This is a genomic window from Kosakonia sp. N21 (assembly GCF_050587465.1).
Taxonomy (GTDB): Bacteria; Pseudomonadota; Gammaproteobacteria; order Enterobacterales; family Enterobacteriaceae.
In genome coordinates, this window is the sequence record NZ_JBOBHR010000008.1 from 174295 (window position 1) to 194348 (window position 20054).

The 20054-nt window shown below is 55.8% G+C and carries 15 protein-coding genes; 5 read left to right on the forward strand and 10 right to left on the reverse strand.

What is annotated here, in order from left to right:
* Window positions 1-194: 194 nt before the first annotated feature.
* Together malP and malQ are read left to right on the forward strand one after the other, a co-directional pair.
* Entirely contained in the window at window positions 195-2588 is a 2394-nt protein-coding gene (malP, locus tag ACQ3G7_RS19140) for a maltodextrin phosphorylase (RefSeq protein ID WP_430891253.1), read from the forward strand.
* A 9-nt stretch (window positions 2589-2597) separates the two neighbouring features.
* Window positions 2598-4682 (forward strand): 4-alpha-glucanotransferase, encoded by a 2085-nt coding sequence (gene malQ / locus ACQ3G7_RS19145; RefSeq protein WP_430891255.1) that lies wholly within the window; start codon window positions 2598-2600, stop codon window positions 4680-4682.
* Between the two features lie 57 nt (window positions 4683-4739).
* Here malQ and gntT read toward each other — a convergent pair whose 3' ends face one another.
* From gntT to gntX, 3 genes are all read right to left on the reverse strand, one after another.
* Entirely contained in the window at window positions 4740-6056 is a 1317-nt protein-coding gene (gene gntT / locus ACQ3G7_RS19150; RefSeq protein WP_263099022.1) for a gluconate transporter, read from the reverse strand.
* 410 nt (window positions 6057-6466) lie between these two features.
* On the reverse strand, window positions 6467-7042 hold the full coding sequence (gene nfuA, locus ACQ3G7_RS19155) for a Fe-S biogenesis protein NfuA (RefSeq protein WP_263099023.1): 576 nt from the start codon (window positions 7040-7042) through the stop codon (window positions 6467-6469).
* A gap of 58 nt (window positions 7043-7100) precedes the next feature.
* The gene (gene gntX / locus ACQ3G7_RS19160) at window positions 7101-7784 is read right to left on the reverse strand and encodes a DNA utilization protein GntX (protein ID WP_430891258.1); all 684 of its coding nucleotides are present in this window, start codon (window positions 7782-7784) and stop codon (window positions 7101-7103) included.
* A gap of 38 nt (window positions 7785-7822) precedes the next feature.
* Here gntX and bioH point away from each other — a divergent pair, with 38 nt between their 5' ends.
* Window positions 7823-8593, forward strand: coding sequence for a pimeloyl-ACP methyl ester esterase BioH (gene bioH, locus ACQ3G7_RS19165; protein WP_430891260.1), 771 nt, complete (start codon window positions 7823-7825; stop codon window positions 8591-8593).
* A gap of 30 nt (window positions 8594-8623) precedes the next feature.
* On the opposite strand, the gene feoC is transcribed toward bioH, so the two are convergent.
* The 5 genes from feoC to greB form a co-directional block, all read right to left on the reverse strand.
* Window positions 8624-8863: a [Fe-S]-dependent transcriptional repressor FeoC gene (feoC, locus tag ACQ3G7_RS19170; RefSeq protein ID WP_061492860.1), complete on the reverse strand. Its 240-nt coding sequence runs from the start codon at window positions 8861-8863 to the stop codon at window positions 8624-8626.
* 11 nt (window positions 8864-8874) lie between these two features.
* A complete protein-coding gene (feoB, locus tag ACQ3G7_RS19175) occupies window positions 8875-11193 on the reverse strand; it encodes a Fe(2+) transporter permease subunit FeoB (protein WP_430891262.1) in 2319 nt (772 codons plus the stop codon).
* 30 nt (window positions 11194-11223) lie between these two features.
* Entirely contained in the window at window positions 11224-11451 is a 228-nt protein-coding gene (feoA, locus tag ACQ3G7_RS19180) for a ferrous iron transporter A (protein WP_017459530.1), read from the reverse strand.
* Between the two features lie 511 nt (window positions 11452-11962).
* Entirely contained in the window at window positions 11963-14305 is a 2343-nt protein-coding gene (locus tag ACQ3G7_RS19185) for a Tex family protein (protein ID WP_430891264.1), read from the reverse strand.
* 99 nt (window positions 14306-14404) lie between these two features.
* A complete protein-coding gene (gene greB, locus ACQ3G7_RS19190) occupies window positions 14405-14878 on the reverse strand; it encodes a transcription elongation factor GreB (protein ID WP_263099029.1) in 474 nt (157 codons plus the stop codon).
* Between the two features lie 217 nt (window positions 14879-15095).
* On the opposite strand from greB, the gene ompR reads away from it, so the two are divergent.
* Window positions 15096-15815, forward strand: a complete 720-nt coding sequence (ompR, locus tag ACQ3G7_RS19195; RefSeq protein WP_001157751.1) for an osmolarity response regulator transcription factor OmpR — start codon at window positions 15096-15098, stop codon at window positions 15813-15815.
* The gene (gene envZ / locus ACQ3G7_RS19200; RefSeq protein ID WP_430891280.1) at window positions 15812-17164 is read left to right on the forward strand and encodes a two-component system sensor histidine kinase EnvZ; all 1353 of its coding nucleotides are present in this window, start codon (window positions 15812-15814) and stop codon (window positions 17162-17164) included. Before ompR ends, envZ begins: the two co-directional genes overlap by 4 nt.
* Window positions 17165-17212: 48 nt before the next feature.
* On the opposite strand, the gene pckA is transcribed toward envZ, so the two are convergent.
* Both pckA and hslO read right to left on the reverse strand, forming a co-directional pair.
* Window positions 17213-18832, reverse strand: a complete 1620-nt coding sequence (gene pckA / locus ACQ3G7_RS19205; protein WP_430891282.1) for a phosphoenolpyruvate carboxykinase (ATP) — start codon at window positions 18830-18832, stop codon at window positions 17213-17215.
* Between the two features lie 336 nt (window positions 18833-19168).
* A complete protein-coding gene (hslO, locus tag ACQ3G7_RS19210) occupies window positions 19169-20047 on the reverse strand; it encodes an Hsp33 family molecular chaperone HslO (protein WP_430891284.1) in 879 nt (292 codons plus the stop codon).
* Window positions 20048-20054 lie beyond the last annotated feature (7 nt).

Sequence of the window (20054 nt, forward strand, 5' to 3'; positions counted from 1 at the left end):
TCCGCTGCGATTTACCGCTTTTTGTTTGAAAAATGTGCAAAAGAGACGCTACCTTTAAGTGGCGGCGATCACAATTTTCGCTCATCCCCGCTACTCCTCCCCGGCTAATCCCAGGCAGGATGAGGAACTCAGAAACTGAGCCTGGCACACTAGCGCTAACGTCGATTTATTTCACAAAAGGACCCGGATTCTTTATGTCAAAGCCAACGTTTGATAAAGCGCAGTTTGAAGCGGCCCTCACGCGCCAGTGGCAGCGTTTGGGGTTGGCGGCTGCAACGGAAATGACCACCCGTCAGTGGTGGCAGGCAGTCAGCGGCGCGCTGGCGGAACTGCTGGCAGCACAACCTGCGCCGAAAGCGGCGAAAAAGCAGCGCCATGTTAACTACATTTCGATGGAGTTTTTGATTGGTCGTCTGACCGGCAACAATCTGCTTAATCTGGGGTGGTATCAGGATGTGGCGGCAGTGCTGGATGCACACGCAATAAATCTTAGCGATCTGCTGGAAGAGGAGATCGATCCGGCGTTGGGCAACGGCGGGCTTGGGCGACTGGCAGCCTGTTTCCTGGACTCGATGGCGACGGTGGGGCAATCCGCCACGGGCTACGGGCTGAATTACCAGTATGGTCTGTTCCGTCAATCTTTTGTCGACGGGCAACAGCATGAAGCGCCGGATGACTGGCATCGTCGCAGCTACCCGTGGTTCAGCCATAACGAACAGCTGGATGTGCACGTGGGTATTGGCGGTAAGGTCAGCAAAGAGGGGCAGTGGCAACCGGCGTTTACCCTGGTTGGCGAAGCCTGGGATCTGCCCGTGATTGGCTATCGCAACAGTGTGACGCAACCGTTGCGCCTGTGGCAGGCAACCCATGCTCATCCGTTTGATCTGACCAAATTTAATGACGGTGATTTCTTGCGTGCCGAGCAAACCGGCATCGACGCGGAAAAACTCACCAAGGTGCTGTACCCGAATGACAACCACCAGGCCGGGAAAAAACTGCGCCTGATGCAGCAATATTTTCAGTGCGCCTGCTCGGTGGCGGATATTCTGCGCCGCCACCATCTGGCGGGACGCAAACTGGCGCAACTGCCGGATTTTGAAGTTATCCAGTTGAACGATACTCACCCGACCATTGCCATCCCGGAACTGCTGCGTGTGTTGCTCGATGAGCATCAACTGAGCTGGGATGATGCCTGGGCGATCACCAGCCGGACCTTTGCTTACACCAACCACACGTTGATGCCGGAAGCGCTGGAGTGCTGGGATGAAACCCTGGTAAAAGCGCTGCTGCCGCGCCATATGCAGATCATCAAGCAGATCAACGACAAGTTTAAGGTGCTGGTCGAGAAGACCTGGCCTGGCGACAAGGCGGTATGGGCGAAGCTGGCGGTGGTACACCACAAACAGGTGCGGATGGCGAATTTGTGCGTGGTCGGCGGCTTTGCGGTAAACGGCGTAGCGGCGCTGCATTCGGACCTCGTCGTCAAAGATCTGTTCCCGGAATACCACCAGTTGTGGCCGGGTAAATTCCACAATGTGACCAACGGCATTACCCCGCGCCGTTGGATCAAGCAGTGCAACCCCTTGTTGGCAGCGTTGCTGGATAAGACGCTGAAAAAAGAGTGGGCGAACGATCTTGATCAACTGATTAATCTTGAGAAATACGCTGACGATGCGGCGTTCCGCCAGCAATATCGCGAGATCAAACAGCAGAACAAAGTCCGTCTGGCGGCCTTTGTCAAAGCCCGTACCGGTATTGAGATCAACCCACAGGCGCTGTTTGATATTCAGATCAAACGTCTTCACGAGTACAAACGCCAGCATCTTGGCCTGTTGCATATCATTGCGCTGTATAACGAGATCCGTGAAAACCCGAAGGCTGACCGCGTGCCGCGCGTATTCCTGTTTGGCGCCAAAGCTGCGCCGGGTTACTACCTGGCGAAAAACATCATCTACGCCATTAACAAAGTGGCGGAGGTGATCAACAACGACGCGAAAGTGGGCGACAAACTGAAGGTGGTGTTCCTGCCGGACTACTGCGTGTCGGCGGCGGAAAAACTGATCCCAGCGGCGGATGTCTCCGAGCAGATTTCTACTGCCGGTAAGGAAGCCTCCGGTACCGGCAACATGAAGCTGGCGCTGAATGGCGCGCTCACCGTCGGGACGCTGGACGGCGCGAACGTCGAGATTGCCGAGCAGGTTGGCGAAGAGAATATCTTTATCTTCGGTCATACCGTTGAACAGGTGAAAGCGCTGAAAGCCAAAGGCTACGATCCGCTGAAATGGCGCAAGAAAGACAAGCAACTGGATGCGGTGCTGAAAGCGCTGGAGAGCGGGAAGTTCAGCGGCGGTGACAAGCATGCATTTGATCAGATGCTGCACAGTATTGGCAAACAGGGCGGCGATCCCTACCTGGTGCTGGCGGATTTCAGCGCCTATGTGGCAGCGCAAAAACGCGTCGATGCACTGTATCGCGATCAGGAAGCCTGGACCCGTGCGGCGATCCTCAATACCGCCCGCTGCGGTATGTTCAGCTCCGATCGCTCGATTCGTGATTATCAAACCCGTATCTGGCAGGCGAAACGTTAAGGAAGCGCAATGGAAAGCAAACGTCTGGAGCATGCCGCGCTGGCGGCGGGGATCAGCCCTGACTACATCAATGCGCACGGCAAACCGCAGTCCATTACTGCGCTGACCAAACGGCGGTTGCTGGACGCCATGCACCCGGCACCTGCGGCGACCACACCTTCACCTGTGCCACCGGTGCAGGTTTTTATCCGCGGCAAAAAGAAGGTGCTGCCGGTGCAGGGCAAAGGCGAGTTCCGCTGGCATCTGACCACGGAAGCGGGCAAACAGCATGCAGGCGAGGTGCGTGGCGGCGCGAACCTGGCGTTGCCGACCGGGCTGGCGCTGGGCTATCACTCACTGGTGCTGGAGCAGAAAGGCCAGAAATGGCCGTGCCGGTTAATTATCGCCCCGGCGCGCTGTTACGAACCGCAGGCGTTGCTGGAGGGGAAAAAACTGTGGGGTGCTTGCGTTCAGCTTTACACCCTGCGTTCGCAGGATAACTGGGGCATTGGCGACTTTGGCGATCTGAAGGCGATGCTCGGCGAGGTGGCAAAGCGCGGCGGCGCGTTTATTGGTCTCAACCCCATTCATGCGCTCTATCCGGCGAACCCGGAGAGCGCCAGCCCGTACAGTCCGTCATCCCGACGCTGGCTGAATATTATCTATATTGATGTTAATGCCCTGGTGGACTTTCGCGACAGTGAAGAGGCGCAGGCGTGGTGGACGTTGCCCACGACGCAGCAAACGCTGCGTGCCGCGCGGGATGCCGAATGGGTGGATTACGCCACGGTGACCGCGCTGAAACTGGCGGCGCTTCGTATGGCATGGAAGCACTTTCGTCAGCGCGCCGAAGACGACGAACAGGCGTCAGCCTTCCGGGATTTTGTGCAGCAGGAGGGGGAAAGTCTCTACTGGCAAGCGGCATTTGATGCGCTGCATGCCTGGCAGGTGCAGGAGGATGAACTGCGCTGGGGCTGGCCCGTATGGCCGGAAGGGTATCAGTCCACCCGAAGTCCGCAGGTGAAAGCGTTTTGTCAGCAACATGCCGACGAGGTGGATTTTTATCTCTGGCTTCAGTGGCTGGCGTATACGCAGTTTGCCGATTGCTGGGCGACCAGCCAGAACAACGGCATGCCGATTGGCCTGTACCGTGATTTGGCGGTGGGCGTGGCGGAAGGCGGTGCGGAAACCTGGTGCGATCGCGAGTTGTATTGCCTGAAAGCATCCGTTGGCGCGCCGCCGGATATTCTGGGGCCGCTGGGGCAAAACTGGGGTCTGCCGCCGATGGATCCGCACGTGATGCACGCCCGTGGTTATGCGCCGTTTATCGATTTGCTGCGTGCCAATATGAAAAGCTGTGGTGCGCTGCGTATTGATCATGTGATGTCGATGCTGCGCTTATGGTGGATCCCTTACGGTGAAACCGCCGATCACGGGGCGTATGTGCAGTATCCGGTTGATGATCTGCTCGCTATTCTGGCGCTGGAAAGTCAGCGCCATCAGTGCATGGTGATTGGTGAGGATCTGGGCACGGTGCCGGTGGAGATTGTCGGTAAGCTACGCAGTAGCGGCGTTTACTCGTACAAGGTGCTCTACTTCGAAAGCGATCACGAAAAGACGTTCCGTACGCCGCAGGCCTATCCGCCGCAGTCGATGGCGGTCGCCACCACGCACGACCTGCCGACGTTACGCGGATACTGGGAGAGCGGCGATTTAACCCTCGGTAAAACTCTCGGGTTATACCCGGATGAAGTGATATTGCGTGGCCTGTATCAGGATCGCGAACGGGCAAAACAGGGGTTACTGGATGCATTGCATCAGTCCGGTTGCCTGCCAAAACGCGCCGGGCATAACGCCTCACGCATGCCAATGACGGCGATCCTCAATCGTGGGATGCAGCGTTTTATCGCGGACAGCAACAGCGCGTTACTGGGATTACAGCCGGAAGACTGGCTCGATATGCCGGGGCCGGTCAACATTCCGGGCACCAGTTATCAGTATAAAAACTGGCGGCGCAAGCTGGCGGTTACGCTGGAGAAGATGTTTGCCGATGAGAAGGTTAACCGCCTGATTAAGGATCTCGACCGCCGCCGCAAAGCAGCAGGTAAACGCTAATAAAAATGCCCGGTCAGACCGGGCATTTTCATCGTGTCAGGAAGCGCCTGCGTTTTATCAGACCACCATACCCAGCAGCAAGCATCCCACCAGGCCGCACACGGAGATAATGGTTTCCAGCGCGGACCATGAACGCATGGTCTCACCGATGGTCAGGTTGAAATACTCTTTGAACAGCCAGAAACCCGGATCGTTCACATGGGAGAAGATCACGCTACCGGAGCCCACAGCGATCACCATCAGTTCCGGGCTTACGCCGGTGGTGGCAATCAGCGGTGCGGCAATACCGCCTGCGGTGATCGCCGCCACGGTTGCAGAACCGAGCGCAATACGCAGGACTGCCGCGATAGACCACGCCATAAACAGCGGGGAGAGGTTGGTGGAGTGCATCATGGCGGCAATGTATTTATCCACACCGCTATCGACCAGAACCTGCTTGAACGCGCCGCCGCCGCCGATGATCAGCAGCATCATGGCGATGATTTTGATAGAGCTGGTCAGGGTGTCGTTAATGTCGTCCATTGAACGACCACGGTTCAGACCAAAGGTGAAGACCGCAATCAGGACGGCAATCATGGTTGCCATCACCGGGTCGCCAAAGAACTCTGCATACGGAAGGATAGCGTGACCTTTCGGCAGCACCATTTCCGCCACGGCGCGCAGCGCCATCAGGATCACCGGGACCAGAGAGGTCCAGACGCTGACGCCAAAGCCTGGCATCTCTTCTTCGGTAAAGGTTTTGGCGTTGTACAGACCTTCCGGGATCGGCTTATCAATGCTTTTCAGGAAGCGTGCATACACCGGGCCTGCGAGGATCACCGTCGGGATACCGAGCAGCGTACCGTAGAGCAGGGTTTTACCCATGTCCGCATGGAAGATGGTGGCAATGGCGGTCGGGCCTGGGTGCGGCGGCAGGAAACCATGCGTGACGGACAGCGCAGCCGCCATTGGCACGCCGATGTAAAGCAGCGGAATACGCGCAGACGCGGCTATGGTGAACACCAGCGGCAGCAACAGTACGAAGCCCACTTCATAGAACAGGGCGAAACCGACGGTAAAACCGGTTAACACCACGGCCCACTGAATATGTTTACGTCCGAATTTCTCGATGAGGGTCGTGGCAATGCGCTGCGCGCCGCCGCAATCCGCCAGCAGTTTACCCAGCATGGCGCCGAAGCCCATGATCAGCGCAAGACTGCCCAGCGTTCCACCGACACCGGCTTTAATGGATTTGATAACCGCGTCCAGCGGCATGCCTTGCATCATCCCGACGGCGAGCGCCACCAGGATCAGGGCAATAAACCCGTTGAGTTTAAAACGGATCATTAACAGCAATAAAAGGGCGACACCGATAGCGACAATGACTAATGGCATGATTTACCTGGCCTTTAATTTGTTATGGGTAACGTCATTCTTTTCTGGCAATCCCTCAATGCTCCAGGGTAAGAAACAGCGGATTGCCGCACCGTTACGGCTTACATCCATAACTAAAAATTGTAGCTGGATGTTTTTGTCTTGTGGGTGCTGGCTTGAATGATACGGGTAACATGCACAGGAAGAGAATCACCAGGCGGATCTAAATGTGAGAACTGAGACATCCGTCATATTAACGTGGGGAAACTAACCCCAAAGAAAAAGAGATCTGTGATGGCAAGGATACGGGTAACAGCGTGAGGTGTGTGGCTGAACGGGCAGACATGATCGGGGGAGTTCGGGTTGCCAATCAGGCTCAGACCCGGTAAGCGAAGCGCCACCGGGCCTGTATGCAACAACGGGAGCAAGACTTAGTAGTAGGAGTGCTCGCCGCGTTGGTGCTCGGTCAGATCGCGCACGCCTTTCAGTTCCGGGAATTCGGTCAGCAGTTGCTTCTCGATCCCTTCTTTCAGCGTGACGTCGACCATTGAGCAACCGTTACAGCCACCGCCAAATTGCAGAATGGCGTAGCCTTCATCGGTAATTTCCATCAGCGATACGCGACCGCCGTGACCGGCGAGCTGCGGGTTGATTTGCGACTGCAGCAGATACTCCACGCGCTCCATCAGTGGGGCGTCGTCAGAGACCTTACGCATTTTGGCGTTCGGCGCTTTCAGCGTGAGCTGGGAGCCCAGCTGGTCGGTAACAAAATCGATTTCCGCATCTTCCAGATACGGCGCGCTCAGTTCGTCGACGTAGGCAACCAACTGCTCAAATTTCAGCGCGGTGTCGCTTGCTTCAACCGCGTCCGGTGGGCAATAGGAGACGCCACATTCGGCGTTTGGCGTACCCGGGTTAATCACAAATACGCGAATTTGTGTCCCTTCTTCCTGATTTGCCAGCAGTTTAACAAAATGCGCCTGGGCTGCGTCGGAGATACGGATCATAGCAATGGCCTAATAGTTGACTATTTTACTTGGTTATAATACGCCCATCATCGAGGGTCTACAAGGTTCGACACAGGCACCATACCTGAACAGCCGCTGCGCCGCTGCGTAAAAGCAGGCGGGTGATTTCTGCAACGGTACTGCCGGTCGTGACGACATCATCCACCACGACGATATGGAGTCCGGCGACCGGCAATTCAAGTCGGAAGGCGTTTTTCAGGTTCTGTTTGCGCAAACGCGCGCTGAGATGATGCTGAACCGGTGTAGCCCGCAGGCGGCGCAGCGCGGCGCGTGGAGCGCTGCACTGTAGCCAATGCGCCAGTTTCTGACATAACAGATCGCTTTGATTAAAGCCTCTGCGCCACTGGCGGCGGGCATGCAGCGGCACGCTGATGATCATATCGGGTTTTGCCGGGTTCCGGGTCGGGTGCGCGCCGCGTACGGCTAATAACAGCAGCCGGGACAGCGCATTTGCTGCTTCCGGACGCGGTGCAAACTTAAACTGATGCAGTAGCGTACTGAGCGGCGGCGCATAATCACTGACGGCGATAAGCCGCTGCCAGGGCGGCGGTTTTTGCAGGCAACGCCCGCAGTGAATATCGTCGCGGGCGGCAGGTAAACCGCACAAAGGGCAAACGCTGCCGCGCCTGCGGATGGCACGCGTGCACAAAGAACAGATCCCCCAGTGGCTGCACGCGAGCGGCATCCGACATAGCCAGCATAACCCCGGCGCTGTTAGCATATTGCACCTCCCTGTGTGAAAGAAGAGAACGATAACTGATGAGTGACATCTGGTGGCAAACCAAAGGCGAAGGTGATTGTCATCTTGTGCTGCTGCACGGATGGGGACTGAATGCGCAGGTCTGGGATTGCATCACCCCGGAACTGAGTACGCACTTTACCCTGCATCTGGTGGATTTGCCGGGCTATGGCAGGAGCCGTGGTTTTGCCGCGTTAACACTGCGGCAGATGACGGACCTCATATTGTCTCAGGCACCGGAAAAAGCGGTATGGCTGGGCTGGAGTCTTGGCGGGCTGGTGGCAAGCCAGGCGGCGTTGCTGGCGCCCGATCGTGTTAACGCACTGGTCACGGTGGCCTCATCGCCCTGTTTTAGCGCGCAGGATGACTGGGCCGGGATCAAACCCGATGTACTGGCGGGGTTTCAGCACCAGCTCAGTGAAGATTTCCAGCGCACCGTCGAGCGTTTTCTGGCGCTGCAAACTCTGGGGACGGATACGGCAAAGCAGGATGCCCGGTTGCTGAAAAGCGCGGTGCTGTCGCTGGATATGCCGTCGGCGGAGGTGTTGAATGGCGGGCTGGAGATCCTGAAAACGGTGGATCTGCGTGATGCGCTAACGGCGCTGACCATGCCGTTTTTGCGTCTGTATGGCCGGCTTGATGGGCTGGTGCCGCGTAAAATCGTCCCGATGCTGGATGAGATGTGGCCGGAGAGTGAATCGGTGGTCTTCCCGAAAGCCGCGCATGCGCCGTTTATCTCGCATCCCGCCGCATTTTGCGACACGCTGGTGGCGCTTAAATCGCGGTTGTAAGCCCCTCCCGCTGCGGGGAGGAGGCTGTCATTATCGCAACGCCCACCACTCGCGTGAGCAGGCGTCTTTCCCGTCCGGGCAGTGTTTGCAGCTACCGGTTAAACACCCGGTAGCCTCTTCCTGAATGCGCACCGCTTTGCCCATGGCTTCCATGCGCGCGAGCATGGCATCGATCAGCGCTCGCGGCGTATGCAGCGTGGCGCTGAGCTGGCTGGCTTCCATCCGCCCGCGCAAGGCCAGTAGATCCCGAACGTCAATTAACGATGCCATCCTGTCGCTCCTTAGTGGCAGTCGCCCGCCGGGCTGTCGCAGCAACTGGCGACGGTTTTGCGTGTTGCCAGCAGGTTGACGTTCACCCGGCTTCTGGCGCGCCGCAGCGCGCCAATGACCACGACGTTGAACAGGATCACCGCCAGAATGCAGGTCAGACTGTAAACCAGGTGCTGGTTAAACGTCACCGTCTGGTAGAACAGGGTCGACAGCGAGTAGGCAATGTTCAGCCCCCATAGTACCGAGAACCCCATCCAGCCACGGCTGGATTCACGGGCGATGGCCCCCATTGCTGTGATGCAGGGAACGTACAGCAGCACGAAAATCAGGTAGCTGTATGCGGCTGCCGCGCTGCCAAATTTCTCGCTCATCACGCCCATTGTACCGGTGGCCATCTCGCCATCACCTTTGCTGGCTTCAATCGGGTTGGCCAGCACGCTCAGGCTGAACGTGTCTTGCAGGCTTTTCCAGGTCTCACTCAGCGCTGCGGCTAACTCGCCCGTCAGGCTGAATTCCGCTGGATTAAACGCCGCTTCCTGAATATTTTCGGCGGTATAGAGCGTATTCAGCGTACCCACCACCACTTCTTTTGCCATCGCGCCGGTAAACAGCCCGACCGTGGCTTGCCAGTGATCGCCATGCACGCCAATCGGCTCTAACAGGGGAGTGAAGACGCGGCTAATGGAGGCCAGCGCCGACTCGTCGATTTTGTCGACGGTGCGGCCATCCAGCGAGAAGCTGTTCATTGCGCTCAGGAAAATACTGACCACGATAATCACTTTACCCGCACGGATAACAAAACCTTTCAGGCGCTGCCAGGTTTGCAGCAGCAGGCTTTTCAGGTGAGGTACGTGATAAACCGGCAGCTCCATAACGAACGGCGATGCTTCACCACGCAGCAGGGTGAACTTCAGCATCAGCCCGGTCAGAATAGCCATCACGATACCAAGCACATACAGCGAGAACACCGTCACCGCACCCTGCTGACCAAAGAAGGCCGCAGCAAAAACAGCAAAGATCGCCAGACGCGCACCGCAGGACATAAACGGCGCCATCATGATGGTGATCAACCGCTCACGCGGCGCATCGAGCGTACGTGCACCCATCACCGATGGCACGTTGCAACCAAAGCCGACAATCAACGGCACAAAGGATTTACCCGGCAGTCCCAGCGATTGCATCAGGCGATCCATCACAAAGGCGGCGCGTGCCATATACCCGGAGTCTTCGAGGAAAGACATAAACAGGTACATCATGCCAAGCTGCGGAACCAGCGGCAGCACGGTATTCACCCCGCCGCCCAGCCCCTGGGCAAGGAACACGGTCAGCCACGCCGGGAAGTGCAACGTATAACCCAGCCACTGAATGCCATGCACAAACACCGCCACTGAACCGGCATCAAAAATAGGGGCGAATGCGCCGCCGATGTTAATGGCGAACAGGAACATCAGGTACATGACGAACAGGAAGATGGGCAGGCCCAAAAAACGGTTCAGGATCACGCGGTCGACCGCAGCCGTGAACTGGCTGGGCTCGGCGGTCAGCGTGTTGCTCACCGTGTCGCAAATCGCGGCGATGGATTGATAACGCGCATCGGCAATATGCAGCGCCGGGTCATCCATTTCGGCCTGCAAACGAGACAGAGTCGTTTCCAGGTGCTGGGTACTGATGCCTGAGTTGGCGCGGCTGTAGATATCACCTTCCAGCATTTGCAGACCCATCCAGCGGCGTTGCTGCCACGGTGTCTCGTCACCCATCATGTGCGCCAGCGCGTCCGCTTCCCGGGAGAGTGGTTGGGCGTAATGCACCAGTTCAACGCTGTCGTTGGCCTGATGGCGGTCGATCGCCAGCTTCAGGGCTTCAATGCCGCGACCGCGGGTGGAAACCAGTGGGATCACCGGGCAGCCAAGGCGCGCGGCAAGGGCGTCGACATCAATGCGTACTTTCTGTTTTTCGGCGATATCTAGCATATTCAGGGCGATAATGCAGGGAATGCCGAGTTCCAGCAGTTGCAGGGTCAGGTAGAGGTTACGCTCCAGGTTGGAGGCATCCACCACGTTGATCAGCAGGTCTGCGTCGCCGCTCAGAATGTAGTGGCAGGCAATCTGTTCATCCAGTGAGGTTTGCGCAGAAATGGTGGTCAGGGAGTAAGTGCCGGGAAGGTCGACCAGCGTGACCTGGTTATCTGTGGTAGTGAATGAACCCTCTTTGCGTTCAACGGTAACGCCAGCCCAGTTACCCACACGCTGACGCGCACCGGTTAACTGATTGAATAATGTTGTCTTGCCTGAATTAGGATTACCAATTAAGCCAATGGTTATTTTTTTCATTTTACGTAACTCTCTGTAACGGCCGAACCATTAACGTGAAACTGCTTCCAGTTCGAGGAAGGCAAGATCTTTTTTCCGTAACACTAAATTAACGCGTCGGGTTTCGATATGAATGGGATCGCCTAACGGCGCCACGCGCACCACATTAAAAGAGGAACCGGGCAACATGCCTAAAGAGAGGAGTTTTTGCCGCCATGCCGGGCTAATTTCTTGTGAAAAGCCGGTAATTTTCCACGCGCTGTCAGGAGAGAATTGCATAGAACCTACTTATGTACGCTGCGAACCAATATTTATCATGCGTCGTGCGGGCGCATGGCATCCGGTAGTGGCCAATGAGAAAAGAGAAATACTCAACATGGCACAATGATAATGAGAATAGTTTTTATCATCAATCATAAAAATGCGCTGGCAGGCAGTCGAATATATTAATTTGGACCTGTTTTGACGTAGCTCAACATTTTGTTGGGTTATGCATTTCGTGCTGTGTTGGAAAAATAAAGACACAAAAAAATAGCGTTAATGACATTTTTTCTGGCTTAAGGATTTATTAAGGATGGAAAGTGATTGACGTGAAAAAATGCACTGATACAGCATGTTAAATGCGCTAATTATAGATAGAGTTGATTAATATTTTTGAACGCTAATTAGCATGTAAAATAAAGAGTTAATTTTATTACGTTGAATAACGGTGTGAATTAACTTTTATATTTTCGAATGGTTTGTCGAAAAAATAGCCCTTCTCTTGTCCGGGAAGGGCTATCGTCTGCGTTTAGCGTTTCTTACCCATTGCCGCCGCCAGCGCATCCATCATCGCGCTGTTGCCGCTGGGTTGTGTATCGCGGCCGCGCGGTGCTTTCGCCGGGCGTGCGTTGTTGCGGCCAGCATCGCGGTTGCCCGCGTTGCTGTTGCCATTACCGCGACGGGTGTTGCTGTCGCCGGGTTGTTCATCCAGACGCATGGTCAGCGCGATGCGTTTGCGCTGGAGATCCACTTCCAGCACTTTCACTTTCACGATATCGCCCGCTTTGACCACCGTATGCGGATCTTCAACGAACTTGTCCGCCAGCGAAGAGATATGAACCAGGCCATCCTGATGCACGCCGATGTCAACGAACGCGCCAAAGTTGGTGACGTTGGTGACCGCGCCTTCCAGCACCATGCCAGGCAGCAGGTCGTTGAGGGTTTCAACACCTTCAGCAAAGGTCGCGGTTTTGAACTCCGGACGCGGGTCACGCCCCGGTTTCTCCAGCTCTTTGATAATGTCTGTCACCGTCGGCACACCGAAGCGCTCATCGGTAAATTCAGTGGCTTTCAGTTTGCGCAGTTCACTGCTGTTGCCCATCAAATCGCGCAGGGATTGCGCGGTTGCCGCCAGAATACGCTCCACCACCGGGTAGGTTTCCGGGTGGACTGTTGAAGCATCCAACGGGTTGTCACCGTGGTTGATACGCAGGAAGCCTGCGCACTGCTCAAAGGCTTTCGGCCCAAGGCGGCTGACTTTGAGTAACTGCTGGCGATTCTGGAACTGACCATTTTCATCGCGCCAGGTGACGATGTTCTGCGCCATCATGCGGGTCAGACCTGCTACGCGCGTCAGCAGTGGAACAGAGGCGGTATTCAGGTCAACGCCGACGGCGTTCACGCAGTCTTCAACGACCGCATCCAGCTTGCGCGCTAACTGCGTCTGGCTGACATCGTGCTGATATTGGCCGACACCGATGGATTTCGGATCGATTTTCACCAGCTCAGCCAGTGGATCCTGTAAACGGCGGGCGATAGAGACCGCACCGCGCAGAGAAACGTCGAGATCCGGGAATTCCAGCGCTGCCAGCTCAGAAGCGGAGTAGACCGATGCGCCGGCTTCACTGACGATCACTTTTTGTGCGGTGACTTTCGGGAACTGTTTCTGCACATCGAGGTAGAAACGCTCTGTTTCGCGGGACGCGGTGCCGTTGCCGATGGCGACCAGCTCAACGTTATGCTTCTCACACAGCGCCGCGACGGCAACCGCCGCTTTCGCAGCCTGGCCGGTATGCGGGTAAATGGTGTCGGTCGCCACCAGTTTGCCGGTGCCATCCACGACCGCGACTTTTACGCCGGTACGCAGGCCCGGATCGAGCCCCATGGTGGCGCGCAGACCGGCCGGTGCGGCCATCAACAGATCGTGCAGGTTGCGGGCAAAAACGTTAATCGCTTCATCTTCTGCGCGTTCACGTACCGTGCCCATCAGCTCGGTTTCCAGATGCATTAACACTTTGATACGCCAGGTCCAGCTCACCACGCCTTTGCGCCAGCTATCCGCCGGGGCATTATTCAGACGCAGGCCGAGGTGATCGATAATGATCTGCTCGCAGTGGCTCTCTTTTGGCGGTTCGTCAAATTGCGGGTCGGCATTCAGCGAGAGCTGAAGTACGCCTTCGTTACGCCCACGGAACATGGCCAGTGCGCGGTGAGAGGGGGTAGTGGCAATCGGCTCATGATGATCGAAGTAGTCGCGGAATTTCGCGCCTTCTTCCTCTTTGCCACTGACAACGGTCGCCACCAGGTGGGCGTTTTTCCACAGATAATCGCGCACTTTCGCCAGCAGCGCGGCATCTTCGGCGAAGCGTTCCATCAGGATATAACGTGCGCCATCCAGTGCGGCTTTGCTGTCCGCCACGCCTTTATCGGCGTCGACAAAGGTCGCGGCTAAGGTGTCCGGATCCTGTGAAGGATCGGTCCACAACGCATCGGCCAGCGGCTCCAGCCCGGCTTCAATGGCGATCTGCCCGCGGGTGCGGCGTTTGGGTTTGTACGGCAGGTAGAGATCTTCGAGTTCGGTTTTGCTCAGCGTACCGTTAATGGCTTTGGCCAGTTCGTCACTGAGTTTGCCCTGCTCGCCAATGGATTTGAGGATCGCCTGACGGCGCTCTTCCAGTTCGCGCAGGTAGACAAGACGGGTTTCGAGCTGACGCAGTTGCGTGTCGTCCAGACCGCCGGTGACCTCTTTACGATAGCGCGCGATAAACGGCACTGTGTTCCCTTCATCAAGCAGGCGAACGGCGGATTCCACCTGTTCGGCCCGGGCCTGAAGTTCACCCGCAATAATGCGGCAGAGCGAATCATTCATCATTTCTTTATCATCTTCTGCATAAAAACAGCGTGTAGTTATACGGACTGGCGCTGAAAATTGCCAGCCGCTATGGGTTGCTCTCGGACAGTTCCGGATGGGTTATTTCACATACTCGATTTCATTAACGTACCAGGTCGCTTCGCCGCCCGGTGTCTGCACCACGGCGACATCTCCCGCTTCTTTCTTCAGCAAGGCGCGCGCCATCGGCGAGTCGATTGAGATGTAATCTTTACGACCAAAGATCTCGTCATAACCCACGATACGAAAACGCAGGGTTGCGCCATCATCGTTTTCAATTTCCACCCAGGCGCCAAAGAACACTTTGCCTTCCTGCTGCGGTGAGTAATCAACAATTTTCAGGTTTTCCAGACATTTGGTGAGATAGCGTACCCGGCGGTCTATCTCACGCAGGCGTTTTTTATTGTACTGGTAGTCGGCGTTTTCGCTGCGATCGCCCAGGCTCGCGGCCCAGGTCACTTTTTTGGTGACTTCCGGGCGCTCCTCACGCCAGAGAAAATCGAGTTCCTGCTTCAGTTTTTCGTAACCTTCACGGGTGATCAGGGGCGTTTTCATGCAATTGCCTTTTCTCTGTCTCGCACATGCTTTACAAATCGTTATGTCTAAGGTGCGGATTAATCATGCTTTCTGTGATGAAATATGCATATAACTTGCTGTTAAATATGCTTTGTAACAATTTCGACTAGAATGTATACCAGATTTAGCTGGTCGTGAACGCGCACTTTTTTAGAATACGGAGTCATAATTGTCGGAACCTTTGGGAGTATAAACAATGCAAGAGAATTATAAGATTCTGGTAGTGGATGACGACATGCGCCTGCGCGCATTGCTTGAGCGTTACCTTACCGAGCAAGGCTTCCAGGTTCGTAGCGTCGCTAACGCTGAACAAATGGATCGTTTGTTAACCCGTGAATCTTTCCATCTGATGGTGCTGGACCTGATGCTGCCAGGCGAAGATGGCCTCTCAATCTGCCGCCGTCTGCGCAGCCAGAGTAACCCGATGCCGATCATCATGGTGACGGCGAAAGGGGAAGAGGTGGACCGTATCGTTGGTCTGGAAATTGGCGCTGACGACTACATTCCCAAACCGTTTAACCCGCGTGAACTGTTGGCGCGTATTCGCGCGGTGCTGCGCCGCCAGGCGAATGAACTGCCGGGTGCGCCATCTCAGGAAGAAGCGGTTATTGCCTTTGGTAAGTTCAAACTGAACCTCGGCACCCGCGAAATGTTCCGTGAAGATGAACCGATGCCGCTGACCAGCGGTGAGTTTGCGGTACTGAAAGCGCTGGTCAGTCACCCGCGTGAGCCGCTATCGCGCGATAAGCTGATGAACCTCGCGCGCGGTCGTGAATATTCGGCGATGGAACGTTCTATCGATGTGCAGATTTCCCGTCTGCGCCGCATGGTGGAAGAGGATCCTGCTCACCCGCGTTATATTCAGACCGTGTGGGGCCTGGGCTACGTATTTGTGCCGGACGGCTCTAAAGCATGAAGCGAGTGCGCTTCTCACCGCGCAGTTCATTTGCCCGCACGTTGTTGCTCATTGTCACCTTGCTGTTCGTCAGCCTGGTGACAACTTACCTGGTGGTGCTGAACTTCGCCATTTTGCCCAGCCTCCAGCAGTTTAATAAGGTTCTCGCCTACGAAGTGCGTATGCTGATGACCGATAAACTGCAACTGGAGGACGGTACGCAACTGGTGGTGCCACCGGCGTTTCGTCGCGAAATCTACCGGGAACTGGGGATTTCGCTCTATTCCAACGAGGCCGCGGAAGACGCGGGCCTGCGTTGGGCTCAGCATTATGAGTTCTTAAGCCAGCAAATGGCGCAGCAGCTTGGTGGGCCGACTGAAGTGCGCGTCGAGGTGAACAAAAGCTCGCCGGTCGTGTGGCTGAAAACCTGGCTGTCGCCCAATATCTGGGTGCGCGTGCCGTTGACCGAAATTCATCAGGGCGACTTCTCTCCGCTGTTCCGTTACACGCTGGCGATTATGCTGCTGGCGATAGGCGGCGCCTGGCTGTTTATCCGCATTCAGAACCGACCGCTTGTTGACCTGGAGCATGCCGCACTCAAAGTGGGGAAAGGGCAAATTCCCGCGCCGTTGCGGGAATATGGCGCATCGGAAGTGCGCTCGGTGACCCGCGCCTTTAACCAGATGGCCGCCGGGGTGAAACAACTGGCGGATGACCGCACGCTGTTAATGGCCGGGGTGAGCCATGATTTGCGCACGCCGCTGACGCGTATCCGCCTGGCGACAGAAATGATGGCGGAAGAAGATGGCTACCTTGCCGAGTCGATTAATAAAGACATTGAAGAGTGCAACGCCATTATCGAGCAGTTTATTGATTATCTGCGTACCGGTCAGGAGATGCCGATGGAAATGGCGGAACTGAATGCGGTGCTTGGCGAAGTGGTGGCAGCCGAAAGCGGCTATGAACGGGAAATTGAGACGGCGTTAAACGCCAGCGAGATCTTCGTGCGTATGCATCCGCTCTCGATTAAGCGCGCAGTCGCCAACATGGTGGTGAATGCGGCGCGCTACGGTAACGGCTGGATTAAAGTCAGCAGCGGCACCGAACTGAACCGCGCCTGGTTCCAGGTGGAGGATGACGGTCCGGGCATTAAGCCGGAACAACGTAAACATCTGTTCCAGCCGTTTGTCCGTGGCGATAGCGCCCGCAGCACCAGCGGCACCGGCCTTGGCCTGGCGATTGTGCAGCGCATTGTCGATAACCATAACGGTTTGCTGGAGCTGGGCACCAGCGAGCGCGGTGGGTTATCTATTCGCGCCTGGCTACCTGTTCCTGTTGCTCGCGTGAGCGGGCCAACAAAAGACGCCTGAATAAAAAACCCGCCAACTGGCGGGTTTTGTTTCTCTTGCGTTGCCGGATTACAATTTCGGCCCGGCGCTAACCAGTGCGGCGCCAGCAGGGGTATCCGTGTATTTCTCAAAGTTTTCCACAAACAGCTTAGCCAGTTGCGTGGCCTTCTCCTGCCACTGTTCCGGCGAGGCGTAGGTGTGGCGTGGATCGAGGATCCGGCTATCCACGCCAGGCAGCGTTGTGGGGATGGCCAGGTTAAACATCGGCAGGGTGAAGGTTTCGGCGTCGTCCAGCGAGCCATCCAGAATCGCGTCGATAATGGCGCGGGTATCTTTGATGGAAATACGTTTGCCGGTGCCATTCCAGCCGGTATTGACCAGGTAAGCCTGTGCGCCGGATGCCTGCATGCGTTTCACCAGAACTTCTGCATACTGCGTGGGGTGCAGCGACAGGAACGCCGCGCCGAAACAGGCGGAGAAGGTCGGTGTCGGTTCCGTTACCCCACGTTCGGTGCCCGCCAGTTTAGCGGTAAAACCGGAAAGGAAGTGGTATTGTGTCTGGCTTGCCGTGAGACGTGACACCGGCGGCAGTACGCCGAACGCATCCGCCGTCAGGAAAATCACCTTGGTGGCGTGGCCCGCTTTTGATACCGGTTTAACGATATTCTGAATATGGTAAATCGGATACGACACGCGGGTGTTTTCCGTTTTCGAGGCATCATCATAATCGATGCTGCCATCGGCGCGGACGCTGACGTTTTCCAGCAGCGCATCCCGGCGGATGGCGTGGAAGATATCCGGTTCCGCTTCTTCAGAGAGGCGGATCGTTTTGGCGTAGCAGCCCCCTTCGAAGTTAAACACGCCATCGTCATCCCAACCGTGTTCGTCATCGCCAATCAGACGGCGCTTCGGATCGGTGGAGAGGGTGGTTTTGCCGGTGCCGGAAAGGCCAAAGAACACCGCGACATCGCCTTTCTCGCCGACGTTTGCGGAGCAGTGCATCGACGCAATACCCTGCAACGGCAGCAGGTAATTCATGATTGAGAACATGCCTTTTTTCATCTCGCCGCCGTACCAGGTACCGCCAATTAACTGGATGCGTTCGGTGAGGTTAAAGGCCACAAAGTTCTCGGAGTTCAGCCCTTGCTCTTTCCACTGAGGGTTGGTGCATTTCGCGCCGTTCATGACAATAAAATCCGGCGTAAAGCTGGCCAGTTCCTCTTCCGTCGGGCGAATAAACATGTTTTTGACGAAGTGCGCCTGCCAGGCCACTTCAGTAATGAAGCGCACGGCAAGACGGGTGTCCGGGTTGGCGCCGCAAAACGCATCAATAATAAACAGGCGCTTTCCGGAGAGTTGTTGTGTGACCAGGCCTTTCAGGTGCTGCCAGATTTCAGGGGAGAGCGGTTTGTTGTCGTTTTTACCTTTGCCTTTATCAGCCCACCACACGGTGTCGCGGGTGGTATCGTCACGGACAATGTATTTATCTTTCGGCGAACGGCCGGTAAAAATACCGGTGTCGACGGCGACAGCACCAGAATTCGTCAACACACCACGCTCATATCCTTCCAGGTCTGGACGGAGCTCTTCCTGATACAGCATATCGTAATCGGGGTTGTAGACGAGATCCTGAACATCGTTGATACCATAAGCCTTGAGATCTTGCGGGGTTAAGCTCTTAACACGCATATCACTACTCCTTAGCCAAGATGTACTGCCTGAAATTGTAGGGTTGTTCTTCATTTGTTAACCGGGACGACGCTCATAGATTTACGTATCTCGACAAACCCAAACTAACGGAAAACGCTGTGACACCCGTCACGTAACGGAACGGATTATGGCAAATTCCATCATAATGATCGGGAAAATGTTCTTAAAACGCCATAACGCAACATTTTTAACGGCTACTTTGTGACTGTAATCGCTTTCATGAAAGAAAATTACGTAAGGGTTTCAGAGAGGATTGTAGCGGAAACGTGACAAGATTTGCAAAACCGCCGCCCGCAGGCGGCGTGAAAGAGTCTGTCAGTGAACCTGAGGATCGGCTGGAGAGGCATTATTGCGGATTTCCGCAATATCCATCGCGTTAAACAGATAATGATTACCGCAGTAGTCGCAGTGCATATCGATTTCACCCTCTTCAGCAAGAATGCTATCGACTTCTTCATCCGGCAGTGTTTTCAGCGCGCCAGCGCAACGCTCGCGGGAGCAGGTGCACTTAAATTCCACGTCCTGCGGATCATAAAGCGTGACGTCTTCTTCATGGTACAAACGCCACAGCACGTCTTCGGCGTTCAGCGTGAAAAGCTCTTCTGCTTTGATGGTTTCCGTCAGCACGCTCAGGTGTTCGAAATCTTCGGCCTGGGTTTCCTGGGCAGGCAGCACCTGTAGCAGCATACCGCCCGCAGCGGGCTGCCCATCGACATCGCCGGTGCGGATAAACAAACGCGTCGGCAACTGTTCTGAGCGCAGGAAATAATCTTCCAGGCAGGCTGCCAGCGTATCGCCTTCCAGACCCACAACACCCTGATAACGCTCGCCTTCTTTTGGCGTAATCGTAATCACCAGATAGCCATTACCGACCAGCGTTTTCAGATCGGCATTTTCCGGCACATCGCCCTGCACGCGGGCAACGCCGCGCATTTGCTGGCGGTTATTGCCATTGATCACCGCCAGACTCATCGGGCCATCCCCTTGCAGCTGAACGGTGATATCGCCGGCAAACTTCAGCGTGGCGGTGAGCAAGCTGGTCGCTACCAACAGTTCCCCGAGGATGGTTTTCACCGGTAACGGATAGTTGTGGTTTTCCAGCACCTGTTTCCAGGTTTCGGATACGGTCACCAGCTCGCCGCGTACGGCATAGTTTTCAAACAGATAGCGGTGTAATTGGTCTTGATGGGCCATAATTGTC